Annotated in this window: 18 protein-coding genes; 3 read left to right on the forward strand and 15 right to left on the reverse strand. The window is 37.0% G+C overall.

Going from position 1 to position 17,753, the window contains the following annotated elements; all coding sequences use genetic code 11:
• Positions 1-7: 7 nt before the first annotated feature.
• The 11 genes from citX to BMW29_RS10400 form a co-directional block, all read right to left on the reverse strand.
• The gene (gene citX, locus BMW29_RS10350; RefSeq protein WP_177165747.1) at positions 8-550 is read right to left on the reverse strand and encodes a citrate lyase holo-[acyl-carrier protein] synthase; all 543 of its coding nucleotides are present in this window, start codon (positions 548-550) and stop codon (positions 8-10) included.
• Between the two features lie 30 nt (positions 551-580).
• On the reverse strand, positions 581-1,711 hold the full coding sequence (locus BMW29_RS10355) for a sodium ion-translocating decarboxylase subunit beta (protein ID WP_092653112.1): 1,131 nt from the start codon (positions 1,709-1,711) through the stop codon (positions 581-583).
• A gap of 44 nt (positions 1,712-1,755) precedes the next feature.
• Positions 1,756-2,112, reverse strand: coding sequence for a biotin/lipoyl-containing protein (locus tag BMW29_RS10360; protein ID WP_092653114.1), 357 nt, complete (start codon positions 2,110-2,112; stop codon positions 1,756-1,758).
• 12 nt (positions 2,113-2,124) lie between these two features.
• A complete protein-coding gene (locus BMW29_RS10365) occupies positions 2,125-2,403 on the reverse strand; it encodes an OadG family protein (RefSeq protein ID WP_092653116.1) in 279 nt (92 codons plus the stop codon).
• Positions 2,404-2,418: 15 nt separating this feature from the next.
• The gene (locus BMW29_RS10370; RefSeq protein WP_092653118.1) at positions 2,419-3,813 is read right to left on the reverse strand and encodes an oxaloacetate decarboxylase subunit alpha; all 1,395 of its coding nucleotides are present in this window, start codon (positions 3,811-3,813) and stop codon (positions 2,419-2,421) included.
• A 75-nt stretch (positions 3,814-3,888) separates the two neighbouring features.
• Complete coding sequence (locus BMW29_RS10375) at positions 3,889-5,190, reverse strand: CitMHS family transporter (RefSeq protein ID WP_092653120.1); 1,302 nt, start codon at positions 5,188-5,190, stop codon at positions 3,889-3,891.
• 342 nt (positions 5,191-5,532) lie between these two features.
• On the reverse strand, positions 5,533-7,065 hold the full coding sequence (gene citF, locus BMW29_RS10380) for a citrate lyase subunit alpha (RefSeq protein ID WP_092653122.1): 1,533 nt from the start codon (positions 7,063-7,065) through the stop codon (positions 5,533-5,535).
• Positions 7,066-7,956, reverse strand: a complete 891-nt coding sequence (gene citE, locus BMW29_RS10385) for a citrate (pro-3S)-lyase subunit beta (protein ID WP_092653124.1) — start codon at positions 7,954-7,956, stop codon at positions 7,066-7,068.
• Position 7,957: 1 nt separating this feature from the next.
• The gene (gene citD / locus BMW29_RS10390) at positions 7,958-8,251 is read right to left on the reverse strand and encodes a citrate lyase acyl carrier protein (RefSeq protein ID WP_092653159.1); all 294 of its coding nucleotides are present in this window, start codon (positions 8,249-8,251) and stop codon (positions 7,958-7,960) included.
• A gap of 14 nt (positions 8,252-8,265) precedes the next feature.
• Positions 8,266-9,267 (reverse strand): [citrate (pro-3S)-lyase] ligase, encoded by a 1,002-nt coding sequence (gene citC / locus BMW29_RS10395; protein WP_092653126.1) that lies wholly within the window; start codon positions 9,265-9,267, stop codon positions 8,266-8,268.
• Between the two features lie 206 nt (positions 9,268-9,473).
• Complete coding sequence (locus tag BMW29_RS10400) at positions 9,474-11,606, reverse strand: DUF5057 domain-containing protein (protein ID WP_092653128.1); 2,133 nt, start codon at positions 11,604-11,606, stop codon at positions 9,474-9,476.
• Positions 11,607-12,161: 555 nt separating this feature from the next.
• Between BMW29_RS10400 and amaP the strand changes: the two genes are divergently transcribed.
• The 3 genes from amaP to BMW29_RS10415 are packed head-to-tail and all read left to right on the forward strand — an operon-like array spanning position 12,162 to position 13,476.
• The gene (gene amaP / locus BMW29_RS10405) at positions 12,162-12,719 is read left to right on the forward strand and encodes an alkaline shock response membrane anchor protein AmaP (RefSeq protein WP_092653130.1); all 558 of its coding nucleotides are present in this window, start codon (positions 12,162-12,164) and stop codon (positions 12,717-12,719) included.
• Between the two features lie 14 nt (positions 12,720-12,733).
• A complete protein-coding gene (locus BMW29_RS10410; RefSeq protein ID WP_092653161.1) occupies positions 12,734-12,922 on the forward strand; it encodes a DUF2273 domain-containing protein in 189 nt (62 codons plus the stop codon).
• 26 nt (positions 12,923-12,948) lie between these two features.
• Complete coding sequence (locus BMW29_RS10415; RefSeq protein WP_092653131.1) at positions 12,949-13,476, forward strand: Asp23/Gls24 family envelope stress response protein; 528 nt, start codon at positions 12,949-12,951, stop codon at positions 13,474-13,476.
• Positions 13,477-13,530: 54 nt separating this feature from the next.
• On the opposite strand, the gene BMW29_RS10420 is transcribed toward BMW29_RS10415, so the two are convergent.
• The 4 genes from BMW29_RS10420 to BMW29_RS10435 form a co-directional block, all read right to left on the reverse strand.
• Positions 13,531-14,400 carry an ROK family protein gene (locus BMW29_RS10420; RefSeq protein WP_092653133.1) on the reverse strand — a complete coding sequence of 290 codons (870 nt, stop codon included), beginning with the start codon at positions 14,398-14,400 and terminating at the stop codon, positions 13,531-13,533.
• Between the two features lie 493 nt (positions 14,401-14,893).
• Positions 14,894-16,402, reverse strand: a complete 1,509-nt coding sequence (locus BMW29_RS10425; protein WP_092653135.1) for a DUF1846 domain-containing protein — start codon at positions 16,400-16,402, stop codon at positions 14,894-14,896.
• Positions 16,403-16,700: 298 nt separating this feature from the next.
• Positions 16,701-17,015 (reverse strand): DMT family transporter, encoded by a 315-nt coding sequence (locus BMW29_RS10430; RefSeq protein ID WP_092653137.1) that lies wholly within the window; start codon positions 17,013-17,015, stop codon positions 16,701-16,703.
• Positions 17,016-17,022: 7 nt separating this feature from the next.
• Positions 17,023-17,346 carry a DMT family transporter gene (locus BMW29_RS10435; protein WP_092653139.1) on the reverse strand — a complete coding sequence of 108 codons (324 nt, stop codon included), beginning with the start codon at positions 17,344-17,346 and terminating at the stop codon, positions 17,023-17,025.
• Between the last annotated feature and the right edge of the window lie 407 nt (positions 17,347-17,753).

A 17,753-nucleotide genomic window follows, 5' to 3' on the forward strand; every position in this document is an offset into this window, starting at 1 on the left:
ATTTTAGCTAAAATGATGTGTTAAACTTATCTATCACCAATTGATTTAACACTTCAGTCATTTCCTCTAATCCATGTTTTCTGCTTCGTCCACACTGTTTGGCCGGCTGCCCACAAACAAAGCATGTCCGCTCTGGATAGCCAATCTCTGTACGAGAAACAGCCTGTTGCTTGCCCTCACTATTCAACATAAGAACATCCATATCAAATAACCGACCAAGCCCCTGCGCTTCTATTTGAACACAGATTTTCTTCAAATGCTGAGGCGCACAATCAATCACAACAAAATACTCAGGTCCTGTTGCAAGTGACCAAACCCATTCACCCAAAATTGGATAACCTCCAACTTCATGCATGATTTGCGCAACACCCATTTGAAAAACCTGTTCAATCATGGGACTCATTTTAATCGGACCGGGAATATTACATTGAAAAGAAAGCATCGGCAACTGATATAAATACAGCTTTTCCTGTTGGAATAATGCACGTTTTTCCCTTACATCTAGCATATCCTGTAAAGAAATTGGGTTTCCTCCTGCAAATAAATCCATTACCTCAACCTCCCTTTTCAATTTCATTTATTAGCCAAAGAATTGTAGTAATATCCCTGCAGCAATGGCTGAGCCAATCACACCTGCGACATTTGGTCCCATTGCATGCATTAATAAGAAGTTACTTGGATTCGCTTTTGCGCCTTCTTTTTGAACAACACGAGCTGCCATTGGTACAGCAGAAACTCCTGCAGCACCTATCATTGGGTTAATTTTACCATTTGTTAATTTATACATCAATTTACCCATTAAGACACCAGAAGCCGTTCCAGCAGCAAAGGCGATTAAGCCTAGCACAATCACTTTTAATGTTTCCACAGATAATAAGACATCTGCTTCTGCTTTTGCACCCACTGTAATCCCTAAGAAAATCGTAATCATATACATTAAAGAATTTTGTAGCATATCTGTAATTTTATTAACCTGTCCACATTCTTTAATTAAATTCCCTAACATCAGCATTCCAATTAACGGTGCAGCTGACGGAAGTAATAGTACAACTAAAACTGTCGTAATAATTGGAAATAAAATCTTTTCTTTTTTAGAAACTGGACGTAACTGCTCCATCTTTGTTTCGCGTTCTTTTTTTGTTGTTAATAATTTAATAATTGGCGGCTGAATAATCGGAACCAATGCCATATAAGAATAGGCTGCTAACGCAATTGTCGATAGCATATGTGGCGCTAATTGACTGGTTAAGAAAATCGCTGTTGGGCCATCTGCACCACCAATAATTCCGATTGAAGCAGCTTCTTGTCCTGTTAAACCTAAGGCAATTGCACCTAAGAAGGCCACGAAAATCCCAATTTGTGCCGCCCCACCTAATAATAAGGTCTTAGGATTCGCAATTAAAGGGGCAAAATCCGTGGAAGCGCCCAAGCAAAGGAAAATTAAAGGCGGGTAAATCCCTAAATTTGTTCCTTGATAAAGATAATAAAGCAGTCCCCCTGCTGAATCTCCCGTTGGTGGGTTCATTAAACCAGCTAACGGTAAATTGACAAGTAACATACCAAACGCAATTGGAATCAGTAAATACGGCTCATAGCCTTTTCCAATGGCTAAATATAAGAATACGCAAGCAACTGCCAGCATGATTACATGTTTATACGTAAGTGCAGCAAAACCTGATTCTGTAAAAACATTCATTATTGTTTCAATCATTATGTGACTCCTTTATCCATTTTTGAATTCGTTTAGCCCTAGATTTATAATGTTATTAAAACCGCTCCAGCCTCTACTTGTTCCCCCTGCTTCACATGAATCGCCGATACAACACCGTCTTCTGGTGCAACGATTTCATTCTCCATTTTCATCGCTTCTAGTAAACAAAGAAGCTGGCCTGCCTTCACTTGATCCCCAACATTAACTGCAATTTTTAGGAGCACACCTGGCATTGGTGCTGAGACGGTTGCTCCACTACCACCTGTAACAGGTGCAGCTGTAGCTGCAGGCGCACTAACTGTTTCTGCCTGCTGTGTGTGATTTTTATAAGTTGCTTCATCAATTTCTTTAACTCCGACTTGGTAAACCTTACCATTCACGTTAATTTCATATGTTTTCATAAAGTTGCTCCTTTATTTAATTCTTTTAATTTCTGTTATTTCGTATTTTTTATCCCGAGATTCTCCATTTGCTAAAATCAATGCTGTTAGCATCGCCACTTCTTCTGTCTCAGCATCTACTGCCAAAACAGGCGCACTAGGAGTTGGAATAGCTGCTACCGCTGAAGGGGCATCTGCCTTGATAAATTTAAATAAGGATAAAATAAACTGCAAACCAACTAAGACAATAAAGACAGTAATAATACAGCCAATTGAGATGACTAATCCTTCTGCCAGACTAATTTCAGTCACACGCTCTACCTCCTACTATGATGTCACACCGAAAATACGAATGGGCTCATCACTAGCTGCCCCACCCTTTTCTCGGTCTGCTAAAAATTGCTTACCTACTTGTGGGAACATTGCATAAATCAGCACATCTTCATCTGATTTTGCTAATTCACCAATTTCAGCTTTTAATGCCTCAAACTCTGGTGCAATCAAATCAGCTGGACGCTCTGTAATAACAGGTGTTTCCCCAATAATCAGTTGACGAATCTCTGGTGAAATCGGAGCAGGAGACTGCCCATACGCTCCGCGAACATATTCTTTAATTTCATTAGGAATCATTTTGTAACGTTCCCCTGTTAAGACATTAAATACAGCTTGTGTGCCAACCATTTGCGACATTGGAGTCACAAGCGGTGGATAGCCTAAATCTTCTCTAACTTTTGGCACTTCTCGTAAAACCTCTTCAAAACGCTGCTCAGCACCCGCTTGTTTGAGCTGTGAAAATAGATTAGACAGCATCCCACCAGGTACTTGGTAGAATAATGCCTTAGGATCAACTGTTAACATTTTAGGATCTAAAATCTCTGCTTTTAAATATTTTTCCTTAATCGGTTTAAAATAATCAGCAATTTCTTCTAATTTTTCCTGATTTAAATGCGTATGATAGCCTAATTCTTCTGCAACAATCGCAAGCGGCTCAGTAGCCGGTTGGCTGGTACCACCTGAAAATGGAGAAATAGCTGTGTCGATAATATCCGCTCCTGCTTCGATTGCTGCAAAGTAAGTTAATTCAGAAACACCGCTTGTTGCATGGGTATGCACTTCAATTGGTACTTGAATTACCTTACGTAAAGCTGTGACAAGCTCAGTGGCCACTTTTGGTGTTAAAATTCCTGCCATATCCTTTAAGCAAATCGAATCTGCTCCTAAGTCGACTAATTTTTGTGCCAGCTCTAAATAATAAGCACTGGTATGCACTGGGCTAACGGTATAACAAATCGCCAGCTGGGCATGTCCTTTATATTTTTTAATGGCCTTCACACAAGCTTCCATATTGCGTGTATCATTTAAGGCATCAAAAACGCGAATAATATCCATCCCATTTTCAATGGTTTTCTGCACAAATTTATCCACAATATCATCCCCATAGTGACGATAACCTAATAAGTTTTGCCCACGCAATAACATTTGTAATGGTGTCTTTGGTGCATGCTGCTTAAATAAACGCAGTCTTTCCCATGGATCTTCACTTAAGAAGCGAATGGCCGCATCAAAGGTTGCACCACCCCAGCATTCTAAAGCTTGGTAGCCTGCTTCATCCATTGTTGCCAAAATCGGCACCATTTCTGCTGTGCTCAATCTTGTTGCCATTAGGCTTTGATGACCATCGCGTAAAACTGTTTCTGTAAAGCGAATCTCTTTACTTCCCACCTGTCTTCCTCCTCTTTCCTGCAATAAACGCAATTAAAGTAATTCATCAAATGAATTACTTTAATCACAAAGCTATTAACTAATGCCTAAAATCACCATAACAATTAAGAGCACAAGACTTAAGCCCCATAACCATTTGAAGTTTGCTTTGATATGGTCCTTTAATTCCACGCCAGCTAAGCCACAAGCTAAATAAGTAACGGCAATCGCTGGTGAAATCATTAAACCAATGTTTTCAGTCACTAACATCACACGTGCAACATCAATTGCGCCAACACCATAGTTGCCAGCAACTTCTGTTACAATTGGCATCACGCCAAAGTAGAAGCTGTCTGTTCCTAAGAATAGGATTAATGGAACAGAGAAAATACTTACCACAATATGAATCACTGGTCCAAGTGCTTTTGGTAATGCTTGGATAATTCCTCCAGCCATTGACTCAATCATCCCTGTACCTTTTAAGACACCTAGGAAAACACCTACTGCGAACAAGGTCATAATCATTGGCATTGCTGATTCACCATAGCGTTTAATCATCTTACTTTGTTGTTTTGTATCCTTAACGTTTAAGACTAAAGCTAATGAGAAAGCAATCATAAAGATCACATTTGCTGGTAATAAATCAGCTACTAACGCTGCAATTGTTGCAAAAACCAAGACGACATCGAAAATCAATAGGCCTTTTGGTACTTCCACTTCAGATTTATTTGTACCAGTATTTTGTTTTAACTCTGCAAATTCCAGATCTGTCATGCCGGCACCACGTTTGATCTCAATGCGAGACATAATAAAGGCTAGACCGAAAGTTAAACCAATTGAGATAAATTGCATTGGAATAATCCCATGCCAAATCGTATTGGCACTTTCACCAATAACGGTAGCGGCACGAATCGTTGGACCTGCCCAAGGCATAATATTCATTGCGCCAACACTAGCTGCTAATAATAACAGTAAAGTTGTTGGACGAATTTTCATCTTTTTATATAATGGCAACATTGGTGGAATCGTAATTAGGGCCGTTGAAGCACCTGCACCATCTAAATGACCAATAATCGCAATTGTTACCGTAACAGCCATAACTGCAAAAACATTATTTCCCATCATTTTTAACAAGGGGTTCACAATAATATCAAATGCACCTACATCGTTCATCAATCCAAAGAATGCAATTGAAAAAGCGAATAAGGAAGCTGTTGTGACCATTGATGCAACACCACTAGAAACAAACTCTCCTAGCTCTGTCAAACCAGTTCCAACAATACCAGCTGCTACTAGCGGTAAAATCGTAAATACTACAATCGGACTTGCTTTTCCCGAAATCAATAAATAGACAATTGATACAATTAATAAAAAACCAACAATCATTAATAAATCCATTTGTTAACCTTCTTTCTCTTTTTTTACAAAAAAGTTGCTCCTCAAAGGACGAATCAAGAAGGGCTTAGTGAAAAATCTGGCTGCGCAAGGATAAGAATAAAATGGCTATTCAATTTGAACGTGTCTGAAACATTCGAAGACCTCCGAAATTTTCAGACATGTCCTTTTTTTAAGCATACTAGTTGCACAAACTAGAATTTCTGCTAAGATAATTCTTAATGGTATGCGTCTTTTTCATCATCAGGCTTGGCGGTTTGAGTTTTTGAAAAAGGAGCATACTTTTTTGTTTTCATTTATGATAAGCAATAGAACAACTCTTGTCCTACTGACTATACCCACGTTTTAGTCTTTCACTTGGCAAATCGTATCTAGTAAGGTACCATCACGGTATTCAACTAATGCAACCACACGATCTGTAAATTGAATAGGTGAAGCTTTTCCTACAATTTTTTCAGCTTCTTTTTGTAAAGCTTCTATTGTATAAACTGGTAACCCAGCTTGCGTAAAGCAATCAATTAAATCTTGACGCTGAGGATTAATAGCAATCCCAATCTCTGTTACAACAACATCGATACTATCTCCAGGTGTAATGACAGTTGTCACATCCTGAACAATGGTTGGAATGCGGCCACGAACAAGTGGTGCTGAAATAATGGTCAGCTTCGCATTTGAAGCATCCTGATGACCACCAATTGCGCCACGCAAGACACCATCTGAACCAGTCATCACATTGACATTAAACTTCGTATCGACTTCCAAAGCTGAAAGAATCACCACATCTAATTGATTCACAACGGCTCCTTTGTTATAAGGGCTGGCATAGCATGAAGCATCAATTTCTACTTGTTGTTCATATTTGGCCATTCCTAAAGCAGCACCCTTATCAAAATCTTGTACATCTAAGATTTTTTCAACTAAGCCTTCTTCTAATAAATCCACCATTGGTTTCGTAATCCCACCAAGAGCAAAGGAAGCTTTAATTTCTTTTGCAAGCATTTCTTCTCTTAGAAAACGTGTCACTGCTAGCGCTGCGCCACCTGTTCCTGTTTGAAATGAAAAGCCATCTTTAAAATATGGAGAAGCTGTAATCACTTGATTTACCGTTTCAGCAATACGTAATTCTTTAGGATTTGTGGTAAAACGAGTTGCCCCTTTACCAATCCCTTCTGGATTTCCGATAGCTTCTACTTCTACAACATAATCAACATCTGTTTGTGAAATACTAATTGGTGTATTAGGGTAACCAACTAAGTTATCAGTTAGTAAAATCACTTTATCTGCATGCTTGGCATCTATTTTGGCATAACCTAATGAGCCACAAACAGATTCTCCCTTATACCCATTTGCGTTTCCATAAGCATCTGAACTTGGTACACCAAGAAAGGCAACATCAATCTGAATTTCTCCAGTTTCAACAGCTCTGGCACGGCCACCATGTGAGCGTAAAATAACAGGTTCATCCATTAATCCATTTGAAATGGCTTCGCCTAATTTTCCACGTAATCCGCTTGTTGTGACTTTAGTAACGACACCTGATTCAATATGCTTCACTATCTCACTATGCACATCAGCTAAAGAACTAGGTGCAATCGATAAATTTTTAATGCCTTTTTTAGCAATAACATCCATGACCATATTTAATACATAATCGCCTTCGCGGAAATGATGGTGAAAAGAAATGGTCATGCCATCTTTTAATCCAGCCAGGTCAATTGCTTCTTCAATAGAAGCGACTAATTTCTCATCTCCGGGTTTGACAACACTGATTTTTGGCGCAACCTTTTGAATGGTTGGATTGCCAATTTTGGTGCTTTCATATAAAGCATAATCGTTTAAATACGCATCTGGAATTTCACGTCCAACTTTGTTTTGCATTTATTTTAGCTCCTTTCCAATAAGACCAGCTGCTTCAGCAAGCAACATGACACGCTCTGCACGTTCAACAATTGGCTTATCAATCATTTTCCCGTTTAAGGAAATCACACCTGAACCTTTTTCTTCTGCTTCACGAATTGCTGCTAACACATCAATCGCATGGCTGATTTCTTTTTGACTTGGGGCATAAACATCATTCACAATTTTAATTTGACGAGGATTAATAATCGACTTCCCATCAAAACCAAGCTGGTGAATCAGCTCTACTTCTGCTCTAAAACCAGCTTCATTTTCAACATCAGAGTAAACCGTATCAAATGCAGCAATCCCAGTTGCTCGTGCTGCATGTAAGATCATACTACGGGCAAAGAATAATTCCTGACCATCTGGATAACGTCTTGTTTTCATATTGGTCACATAATCTTCTGCTCCAAGGGCAATCCCGATTAAGCGCTGACTAGATTGGGCAATCGCTAAAGCATTTAAGGTTCCTGCTGCCCCTTCAATTGCTGCCATCATTTTAGTTGTTCCAACTGGCACACCAAATTTTTCTTCAGCTTCTACAATGACAGCTTCTACATCAATCACATCTTGGGCTGACTCCGTTTTTGGCAAACGAATCACATCAACACCCGCTTTAACCATTGCGAAGATATCATTACGACCATAAGCTGAATCCAGTGCATTCACACGCACCACCATTTCAGTATTTCCATAATCCACCTGTTTTAATGCTTGATAAACCAATAAACGCGCCGCATCCTTTTCGCCTAAAGAAACAGCATCTTCTAAATCAAACATAATCGCATCTGCATCATAGATACCAGCATCTCTAACCATCCCTGGATTATTCCCAGGAACAAACATCATGGTTCTTCTTAATTTTTCCACCCTATAAAACCTCCCAATTAACTTGGTCGACTTGATCTAAGCCACGTTGTATCACCGTTTGCGTTCTTGCTTGAATCGTACAATCTAATGCCCCTCGGTCTACTGCATCAACTCTTACATGTTCAACTTTGTAGCTTGCCAGTGTCTCAGTAATCACTTGCTTGATTTGCTCCCCAAATTGCTTGCCAACCGAACTATCTAAATGAATTTCAGTGGCTCCGGCAATTGGTGTTAAGGTAATTTGAATATCACTTGATTCCAAAGTCCCTGCCATTGCGGTTTGTTTAATTTCCATCATTACTTCCCTCTCTATACATGATATTTTTCTTGGATAAACGTTCTTGTCGTTGCTGGAACAAAGTCTGCCAGCTTTTCACTAGCCCCTGCTTCAATCATTTCTCGTACTTTCGAAGCACTGATGATTTGTCCGTCTAAACTTGCGCTTCTTGGGATGACCTGAACTTGAACCTCAGGCAACAATACTTCTTTTAGCGCTTGATTATAAAGGTTTGTCGTATGAGAGAAAGGCTCTTCCCCCACATAACGAACGGTACAATTAATCGCTGGTGCAATTTTTTCCTTAAAAATAGTCGCATCAAGTACGGTTTGATAATGAATCACTTGCTCCTCTTCTTCAATAAAGTAAGAAGGAAAGGTTGCAAAATTCACCATATAAGCCCCACCACCATAAACCTCAACATTGCTAAGATGTGCTGTGCCAGCTTTGACTAAAGCGATTCGTTCTTGGTAAGAAAACATCCCTTCATCTGCTTCTACAACAAAGACAACAACCTGCGCACAGGCCTTTGCAGCTGTTTCAATTAAATAGAGATGACCCTTTGTAAATGGGTTGGCGTGCATCACAATGCATCCTATCTGTTGCTTCACACCTTTTTCTTTCTTTGAAAAACATTTCACAAATTCATCAATAGATTGATTGCCCTTTTCAAGTAAACAGGCCTCTGCAGTTGCTGCAACTTTTTGAAAGCCAATATATTCAAAAGTTTGTTGGTACATTGGTTTAGTAAAGACAAAGTAGTGATAAAATCCTCTATTTGATAATTCAGACATCAAATGAGAGAGGAGTAGATTAAACACTTCGCCTCCTTGATAATGTGGTAAAATAGCAATTTCTTTGATGACATTGCGCTGTAAAGAACCCGTTGCAATTAACTGTTCGCCATCATAAATACCTGCTGTATAAGACAAATGATGTTCTACCCGTAAGTTTTCACTTGCAAGTATCTTTTGCCAAGCAGTTTGATGATAAGAATTTTGCAAATTGATTTTTTTCACCTGCAAAGTTGTCATATAAATCGTCTCCTTTTACCTTACATTGTCATCATACGTTGATTCAGAATGAAAGAGAATACGTTTTCATGTTTTTTAAGTGTGTTTTCGTTTTTTTTAGTGTGTTTTTACTAAAGATAATAATAAAGCTTTAATAGATTTATCACTCTTTTTGTCACAATAGAAATAACCACAAGCCTTTATCAAATTAGGCTTGTGGCTATTATTTATGGGATTAATGTACCAATTTCTAGCTGTTGAGATTGCCCACTGTAAGGTCTAGGACTTTCGCTGGTTGGTGATAGATAAATCGTCAACCAATATTCCTGATCTTTAACCGCCTTCACAAGTGGCCAACTATCTGTGATGAGTGGTGTTGCTAAATGATCTTCCTTAGTTTGACTTAAACGATAGCCTGCATAGGTATAGTAGCTAGGAATCATTGGCTTGATGCTCATTCCTTGGTAAGCTGTCAACTTTCGTAGTGAAATTTCTGTAAAGTTCGGTGTGGCAATTTCTAGCTCTGATAAAATCTTGCTATTTAGCTGTGCACCAATTTGCAGTTCATTATTTCCATCGATTTGGTTGACTGTAACAAAGCCTGTTTTTGGTAATACTAATTGGTCATAGGCTTCAGTAATAACTTGTCTTACATGAAGCTTGTTGATTTTTTGATAAATAAATGCAACCTGATGGTGGTTTGAAACCGCTGTAATCGTCACCGTTTCATTTTCATCTAATTTTTGCCGTGCTTCTTTATCTATTTGATAACCTGTAATCAGATAACCAGCAATGACTGGTGGTGTGACTTGATAGTTCTCTTTTGCAGTGACCATTTCCGTTACAACAGGCTTAATCTCAACATCATCAACATCTGTATATTTTTGCTTGATTTGAAATGCTGGTAGTAAATCCTTGATCTGAAGATGCTTCACTTCACTTACGTTATGTGCTCTATCAACAGCAACAATGTGAAGCCATTTATTTGCATCTGCTACACCATCAAGCCCTGTAAGAATGGCTTTTTTATTTGGTAATGTGACTGGCAAATTAATATTTTTAATTTTTCCATATTCGTCCACCTCTACCTTAGGAAGCGTGGTAGGATTGTCGTCTATTTCATAAATATATCCTGCCATATCACTAATAATCTCTTCTTCAACAGTATCAGATATTTTATTGGTGCCCACCTTAGTTTCTGCTTCAACATACCATTGATAAGGTGTTCCTTTATCGTTTGCAGTTATGGATAGCTCTAATTCCTCAACTGGTTTTCCTGCTATTATTGAAACGTCAGGTATATCTGGTGCTTTAGAATCCTTGACAGTAAAATCATCTGTAAAATTATCCTGTGAAACTTGTGCCAAATTATATAAGGTATTGGCAATAATTTTTTGTTCGTCAGGTGTAGATTGCCCACCACTATGTCCCGTCTGAATCATTGCTACATTTTGATTGGTAATTAAATACCAATTATTAGTGAGGGTCGCATTATCAATAATTGGATTAGCATAAATACTGGATGAGCCAGTAAAATTCAGCCAGATTTTTGATTGATTGGCTTTTAATTTGTGCTGAAGAATATGTGTATATGGAATGGTTAATTCCATATTATTTTTAAGTTCAAACGGATACTTCATCAGATACCCATTGTCTATTACTCTCACTTGATTATGCCCAACCCCTGCTACGCCAGGAACAGATGAGGTTGTTGTAACACCCAAATCCTTTGCATATTTCATAAATTGAGGTTTTGCAAAATAAACAGTATCATGTCCAAATAGTACGCCTCTACCACTATCTGAAAATGCCCTTGTTGCTGCATAAGACTGCTCGGTTAAATCTTTCCCGCCATAAACATCCCAAGAACCAAACATCATCACATCATACTTATAGTTTCCTGCACTATCTTTCAAATAGGCATTAGGATTTGCATTGAATTCTGTAATTGAACATGCTGTAACTTGAATTAATGAATCTCCATGGACATCTTTTAAGCCTAAACCGTCCATCCAACCTTTTAATGTATTCGAAGCTGCTACATCTGGATAAATATTTAATACATTAATCTTTTTTCTGTAATTAATAGGAATCGGCTCAAACTTTGTGCCATCTGTTGATTGATAGAGTGTGTAGCCCGTTGAAGCTAGGTTTTCTACTTGATCCCAATGCAACTCAGCATAATTTTTTTCTTCAACTGCATCCCATTTATTTTCTGCGGTTAATTTGAAGTCCCCTTTTTTAATCACATGAGAAGCTTCTATATGTAGTGGTTGAATACTTTGAAGCCCAGTGAATATCAGTAAAATCAATCCAAACAATTTCAATTTATTCCTTTTTCTAACTATTTTTATGCGCAATTTCAAACGCCTCCTTTAATGAAAAAAACATGTGTTTTTTTCATTTTTAGGAAAGAAAATAGAAAAAGCTTCGAAAGGTTGAATACACAACATTCCGAAGTATCTGATTACATATTTAAGGAATAGAATTTTCAAGATGCAAGTAACACATGTTACTTGCAAGGCTTATTATAATTGATTCATTATCTTTGTCAAGTACTGGTAAATATGGGTTTGTTGTTCATTTTTCAATTTATAATATATTCATATTAAAAAAAGATATTTAAATCTTTTTATTTCACTTTTTATTATCCTTTAATACAAAAAAGTGTTTTTTATTTCTTGAAGTCATTCGGAGCATCTTCACCTCTAATCAGACTTTTATTTTCAGACAATCTGATTTGACTCAATCCTTCACAAATCGTTTCATTGGACATTTCACTTGAAGTGAACTATTTTAATAGTAACAGGTATACAACATATATCATCTCAAATACTTCCCCCATTACACTTTCCCTTTCTTTTTACATAGCATCTTTGTTTCATTTTACATAGATTAAGAAAGGAGGAGAGAACTTGAGTGGATTGAAAAAATTTTTACTCATTATGTTATTCATTCTTTTACTACCCATTGTTTTAGCAACAACTGCTTCCTACCAATATATTTCTCAAATGGATGTTCAACTGCTTCCTTTTGAAGATTATCCAATGATTGGTCAATATGTACCCTACTATCTATTTTATGGTAGCTTAGTCTTTGTTGTCCTTTTGATTGTCTGCATTTTTATCATTATTTTCTTCCCAAATAAACGCCAAACCCTTCAATTTAAAAAGGGAAATGGTGTCTTAAAAATCGAAAAGAAAGCGATTGATAACTTTGTCTTAACTTCAATCAAAAAAGAGAATTATGTGCATAATCCAAAAGTTAAAACAATCATTAAACGCCACAAAATCATCATTAGGATTAAAGGCCATTTACTCAATTATCCAGATATCGAAAAACAAAATGCAGCTTTCACAAGTCAGCTACAACAAGACTTGGAACAGTTGTTAGGCATCACTGAAGACAAAAAAATCTATGTCCATTTGACAAATTATACACCTAAAGTAAAAACAAGCTCACGTGTTGAATAAGGGGATGATAAATGATGCAAGATTGGATGGAAACTTATAAATGGCCGATTATTGGTGCTATTTTAGGCTTTATTTTAGCCATGTTATTCCTAACAATTGGTTTTTTTAAAACCATTTTAATTGTGCTTTTAACCATAGTTGGCGGATTCATAGGCTATTTTTTAAATAAAACGGGGATTTTAGTCAAAATAACTAAAAAATAAACAAGATCTTATAGGGGGAATTAACAATGGAAAAAAATAATGGAACTGAATTAACTACACAAGCAGTTAAAGGGGATTTGACTTTTGATGATAAAGTCATTCAAAAAATTATTGGGATTTCTTTAGAATCAATTAATGGGTTACTCACTGTAAATGGTGGATTCTTCTCAAATATTGCTGAAAAATTAGTCAATACAAATAATGTAACTGCTGGAATTGATGTAGAGGTTGGAAAAAAACAAGTAGCAGTCGATTTGGATATTGTCGCAGAATATGGCACCGATATTGCAAAATTATATGACCAAATCCAAAAAGTGATTGCTGAACAAGTGAAAAAAATGACTAGTTTAGAGGTCATTGAAGTCAATGTAAATGTAGTCGATGTGAAATCCAAAGAAGAATACAAAAAAGATTCTGTGACACTCCAAGATCGTGTCAGTGATGTAGCTGAAAGTACAGGCGAGTTTGCATCAAATCAAACTGATAAAGCAAAAAAAGCCCTTAATAATGGTACCGATAAGGCTAAAAAAGAATTAGAACCTCGTGTTGAGTAAAAATAAAAAAAGATAAGTAAAGCGTGCAGAAAAATACTTTCTGCGCGCTTTATTTTAAATAGCTGTTTTTCTCGCTAGTGCTAGACAGCCTATTGTTCCTGCATCATTACCTAACTTAGGTGTCACAATATATTCTTCCAGTAATGGTGTTTTGACATAATTTTTCAGCATTTTTTCAAATTCAAAACGAATTTTTGGTAGTAACTGTGGTTGCTGCATCACACCACCACCTAAAATCATCACATCAGGTGATAAAAGAAGTGTCGTATTATAAACTGCTTGTGCAATATAATAAGCTTCCATAGCCCATGCAACATGATCCGCTGGCAATTCCTGACCTTTTTGTCCTGCTCTTTTTTCAATTGCTGGACCTGCTGCCATGCCTTCAAGACAATCCTGATGAAAAGGACAGTTTCCTACAAAGGTATCTTTTGGATGCTTTTTGACTATCATATGCCCCATTTCAGGATGACTAAAGCCTTCAATAAATTGCCCTTCTTGAATGGCACCACCACCAATCCCTGTACCAATTGTATAGTAGACACAACTCGCTAATCCTTGTGCACTACCAGCAACATATTCACCATATGCCGCAGCATTGACATCTGTTGTCCATGCAATTGGAATGTCAAAATATTTTTTTAATGCACCAATAAAATCAAAATTTTCCCAAGCCAGTTTAGGTGTTGTTGTGATAAAACCATAAGTAGCTGAATCTTGATGAATATCAATTGGCCCAAAAGAACCTACACCAATCGCTTTTAAATCAAATTGTTTAAAATAATCAATCACTAACTTCATCGTTTCAGCTGGTGTTGTTGTTGGAAAACTCACACGATTGACAATGGTTAAATCATCTGTTCCAACGCCACAAACAAATTTTGTCCCACCTGCCTCAATACTGCCAAGCAATTTTTCTGCCATATTTCTTACCTCACTTCCTTATTATAATATGATACGGCTTTTTACTATCATAGCATGTTTTTTTGACCAGAGTCGCTCTTACATTGTTATGAAACAAAAAAATGGGGTTGGGACAAAACTAAAAAGTTTTATCCCAACCCCTTAATTACTTCTAAAAAAGCATAAATTACCTCGGTAAACGGTGGCCAAAAGGCAGGTTCGGTCTGCAATTGTCAAGAATCACTGTAAACGTAGTGAACAGATGCTGATTGATACCTACTACGCTACGCTTCGATCACAATAAATTTATAAGGTTCAGAGTCGAACCGTGTTCGATCTGTATCATGTTTCTAAGGATTAAAAATCCTAAGAAGCATGACAAGAAGCATGACAATTGTTCGTCTTTTGCTCCAATTGCTTTGATTCACAACGAAGTATGAGTTGATGTAGAAAAGTACCTACCTGGTGCTCGAACCTAAACACCTTTTGGCTCAGCCTCATTTCTGTTTATTAACTAGATATAATATAAATTTTCTGAAGGATAAACCGCATCACAGGTAATATCCAAGCCTAGCTCACGTAGTGTTTGTTCATCATTTTTACTAAGCATAACAGTAGAATGTGCTTGGACACCACTTAGCTCTGATAACTGATCATAGGCCAATTGGGCAGTTGGGTTGGTTACCGCACTAATCGCTAAGGCAATCAAGATTTCATTGGCATTTAATGCTGTGATTTTACTGTTTAAATCTTTTTTCTTCATATTTTGAATGGTTTCCAGAATCACAGGAGATAATAATAGGATTTCATCTGAAATATTAGCTAACATTTTAATCGAATTTAAAATAGCAGCTGAACAAGAATCCATTAAACTAGTACTTCTACCAGTAACTACTCGACCATCTGATAACTCAAAAGCAATCACTGCTGGTGTATCACTATTCCCACTTTTTTCTCTTAATTGTTCTGAATACTGGCGTGCAGGAAGAACCGCTTTACGATCTTCTTTTTTCAGCTCAACCTCTTCCATAATCAGCTTAATCCGATTGACGGTTTCATCATCGATTAAGCCTTTTTTAAAATCACATTCGGTTGCAAAGCAACGACGAATAATTTCTTGTTTAGAGGCTTCTTTAACCACATCATCATCAATAATCCCAAAACCAACACGGTTAACGCCCATATCAGTTGGCGATTGATAAACCGATTCTTTGCCCGTAATTTTTTCAATAATGCGTTTAATCACAGGAAATGTCTCAACATCACGATTATAGTTTACGACCACTTGTTGGTATTTATCAAAATGGAAAGAATCAATCATATTCACATCTTTTAAATCAACAGTTGCTGCTTCATAAGCAATATTTAACGGGTGTTTCAAAGGGACATTCCAAACTGGGAATGTTTCAAATTTTGAATAGCCAGCTGCTTTTCCTTTACGGCTTTCATGATAAAGTTGATTTAAACAAGTGGCTAATTTACCACTTCCTGGACCTGGTGCTGTTACGACAACAATTGGTTTTGTTGTTGGAATATAGTCATTTTTCCCAAAGCCTTCTTCACTGACAATTTTTTCAAGATTTGATGGATAATCTTCAATTGCCGCATGCTTATAAACTTTGATATCTCTTCTTTCCAATTTGTTAATAAACATTTTTGTAGAGGGTTGACCACTGTAACGTGTAATCACGACACTATTTACCGCTAAGCCATATTCTCTTAATTCATCAATTTGGCGTAAAATATCCATATCGTAAGTAATGCCATAATCCCCACGAATTTTATTGCGCTCAATATCCCCTGCATAAACACAAATTAAAATTTCAGCTTGGTCTTTCAATTTTTGCAATAATTTAATTTTAGCATCTGCATCAAAGCCTGGTAGCACACGTTTAGCATGCATATCCCCAATCAATTTGCCACCAAATTCTAAATATAATTTATCATAATGATTGACTCTTTCTAGGATATATTTTGATTGCTCTTCAATGTATTTTTGTGGATCAAAACCCAATTTTTTCATGTGAGAACCCTCCGTTATTTGAAAACTTCATTTCCATACTGCTATCTATTATAAACTTATTTCCGACTGATTACGATACCGATTTTGATTATTTAATAGAAAAACTTGTGGTTGGGACAAAACTCAAAGGTTTTATCCCAACCACGTATATTGCTTCTATAAACGGTGGACAAAAGGCAGGTTCTTCGGAAATTTCACAAAATCCAACCAATACAAAAAGCGTATTGTTCGTCTTTTTCTCCAATTTCTCAAACCTTAACGCCTTTTGTCTCAGCCTCAAGCTCCTCATTTTAGCTCGTTATCCAACTAGTTTTAAGCCAATGACAGCGCCTAAAACTAACGCAATACAAAGAAGACGGCGCCAATCTTTTGATTCTTTAAAGAAAAGCATGCCTAAAAGGGCGCCACCTGATGTTCCAATCCCTGTCCAAATTGCATAAGACATCCCCATTGGTAAGACACGCATGGCTAATTGTAAAAAGAGAAAGCTACAGCCAAACATGAGGATTAAAATGAGTAATGATAGGCTGTCCTTTTTTTGATTATAACGACTAATGGAGCCTACACCTAGAATTTCAAAAAAACCAGCAATTAACAAATAAATCCAACTCATTTGTCACTCATCCTTTCTTTCCTGTAATGATTTTCAAGCCCAATACACCTGCTAGTAAGATAGCCAGTAATAGCCCTTTAACAAGGCTAAATGATTCACCAAATAGTAAGCTGCTCACAATAATGGTCCCTGTTGTGCCTAATCCAACAAAGACGGCATATGCCGTTCCAACAGGCAAGGCTTCACTCGCACGAATGAGTGCATAAAAGCTAATAATGATGGCAACCAGTGTCAGCAACACTTCTAGCCAGGAGGTACTATGCTTCATTCCTGTTACCCATAACACCTCAAAAAAAGCGCCTACTATTAACATCAACCAATGTTTTGTCATGCTACTCATCTCCCTAAACTTCAAATTTTTAATCAATATTTCTACAAAAAAAGGTGCTAACAAATCATTCTATCTACGGCCTAAGAATGGTTTGTTAACACCTTTAATAAAATACCCGGCGATATTTATTAAGTGTTGATTTTTATTGAATTTCATCTAAATATAGCATATTGGGTGGTAAAGTCAAGGATGCACGCTAACTATATATTTTAAAAATTAGAACTGATTGATAAACGATGGTTTAAATACATCTTTGTATCAACTGTCATGATTCAAACTAAAATATTTGTTCATTTGAAACTTTCAGCTGTTATCTATATGATTCATTTCACCGTACAAAATGAAAGGATTTTCCTACCCTCTTTCCTACAAATCGTTCAATCCAAAAATATTACGCTTATATCCTT

The sequence above is a fragment of the Isobaculum melis genome (genome assembly GCF_900111355.1).
Taxonomy (GTDB): Bacteria; Bacillota; Bacilli; order Lactobacillales; family Carnobacteriaceae; genus Isobaculum; species Isobaculum melis.

Bases quoted from the DNA above. Each gene is read 5' to 3' on its own strand.
- citX (WP_177165747.1), bottom strand. From the start codon at position 550: ATGGATTTATTTGCAGGAGGAAACCCAATTTCTTTACAGGATATGCTA.
- BMW29_RS10355 (WP_092653112.1), bottom strand. From the start codon at position 1,711: ATGATTGAAACAATAATGAATGTTTTTACAGAATCAGGTTTTGCTGCA.
- BMW29_RS10360 (WP_092653114.1), bottom strand. From the start codon at position 2,112: ATGAAAACATATGAAATTAACGTGAATGGTAAGGTTTACCAAGTCGGA.
- BMW29_RS10375 (WP_092653120.1), bottom strand. From the start codon at position 5,190: ATGGATTTATTAATGATTGTTGGTTTTTTATTAATTGTATCAATTGTC.
- citF (WP_092653122.1), bottom strand. From the start codon at position 7,065: ATGCAAAACAAAGTTGGACGTGAAATTCCAGATGCGTATTTAAACGAT.
- citD (WP_092653159.1), bottom strand. From the start codon at position 8,251: ATGGAAATTAAACAAACCGCAATGGCAGGGACTTTGGAATCAAGTGAT.
- citC (WP_092653126.1), bottom strand. From the start codon at position 9,267: ATGACAACTTTGCAGGTGAAAAAAATCAATTTGCAAAATTCTTATCAT.
- BMW29_RS10410 (WP_092653161.1), top strand. From the start codon at position 12,734: ATGCAAGATTGGATGGAAACTTATAAATGGCCGATTATTGGTGCTATT.
- BMW29_RS10415 (WP_092653131.1), top strand. From the start codon at position 12,949: ATGGAAAAAAATAATGGAACTGAATTAACTACACAAGCAGTTAAAGGG.
- BMW29_RS10420 (WP_092653133.1), bottom strand. From the start codon at position 14,400: ATGGCAGAAAAATTGCTTGGCAGTATTGAGGCAGGTGGGACAAAATTT.
- BMW29_RS10425 (WP_092653135.1), bottom strand. From the start codon at position 16,402: ATGAAAAAATTGGGTTTTGATCCACAAAAATACATTGAAGAGCAATCA.
- BMW29_RS10430 (WP_092653137.1), bottom strand. From the start codon at position 17,015: ATGAGTTGGATTTATTTGTTAATTGCTGGTTTTTTTGAAATTCTAGGT.
- BMW29_RS10435 (WP_092653139.1), bottom strand. From the start codon at position 17,346: ATGACAAAACATTGGTTGATGTTAATAGTAGGCGCTTTTTTTGAGGTG.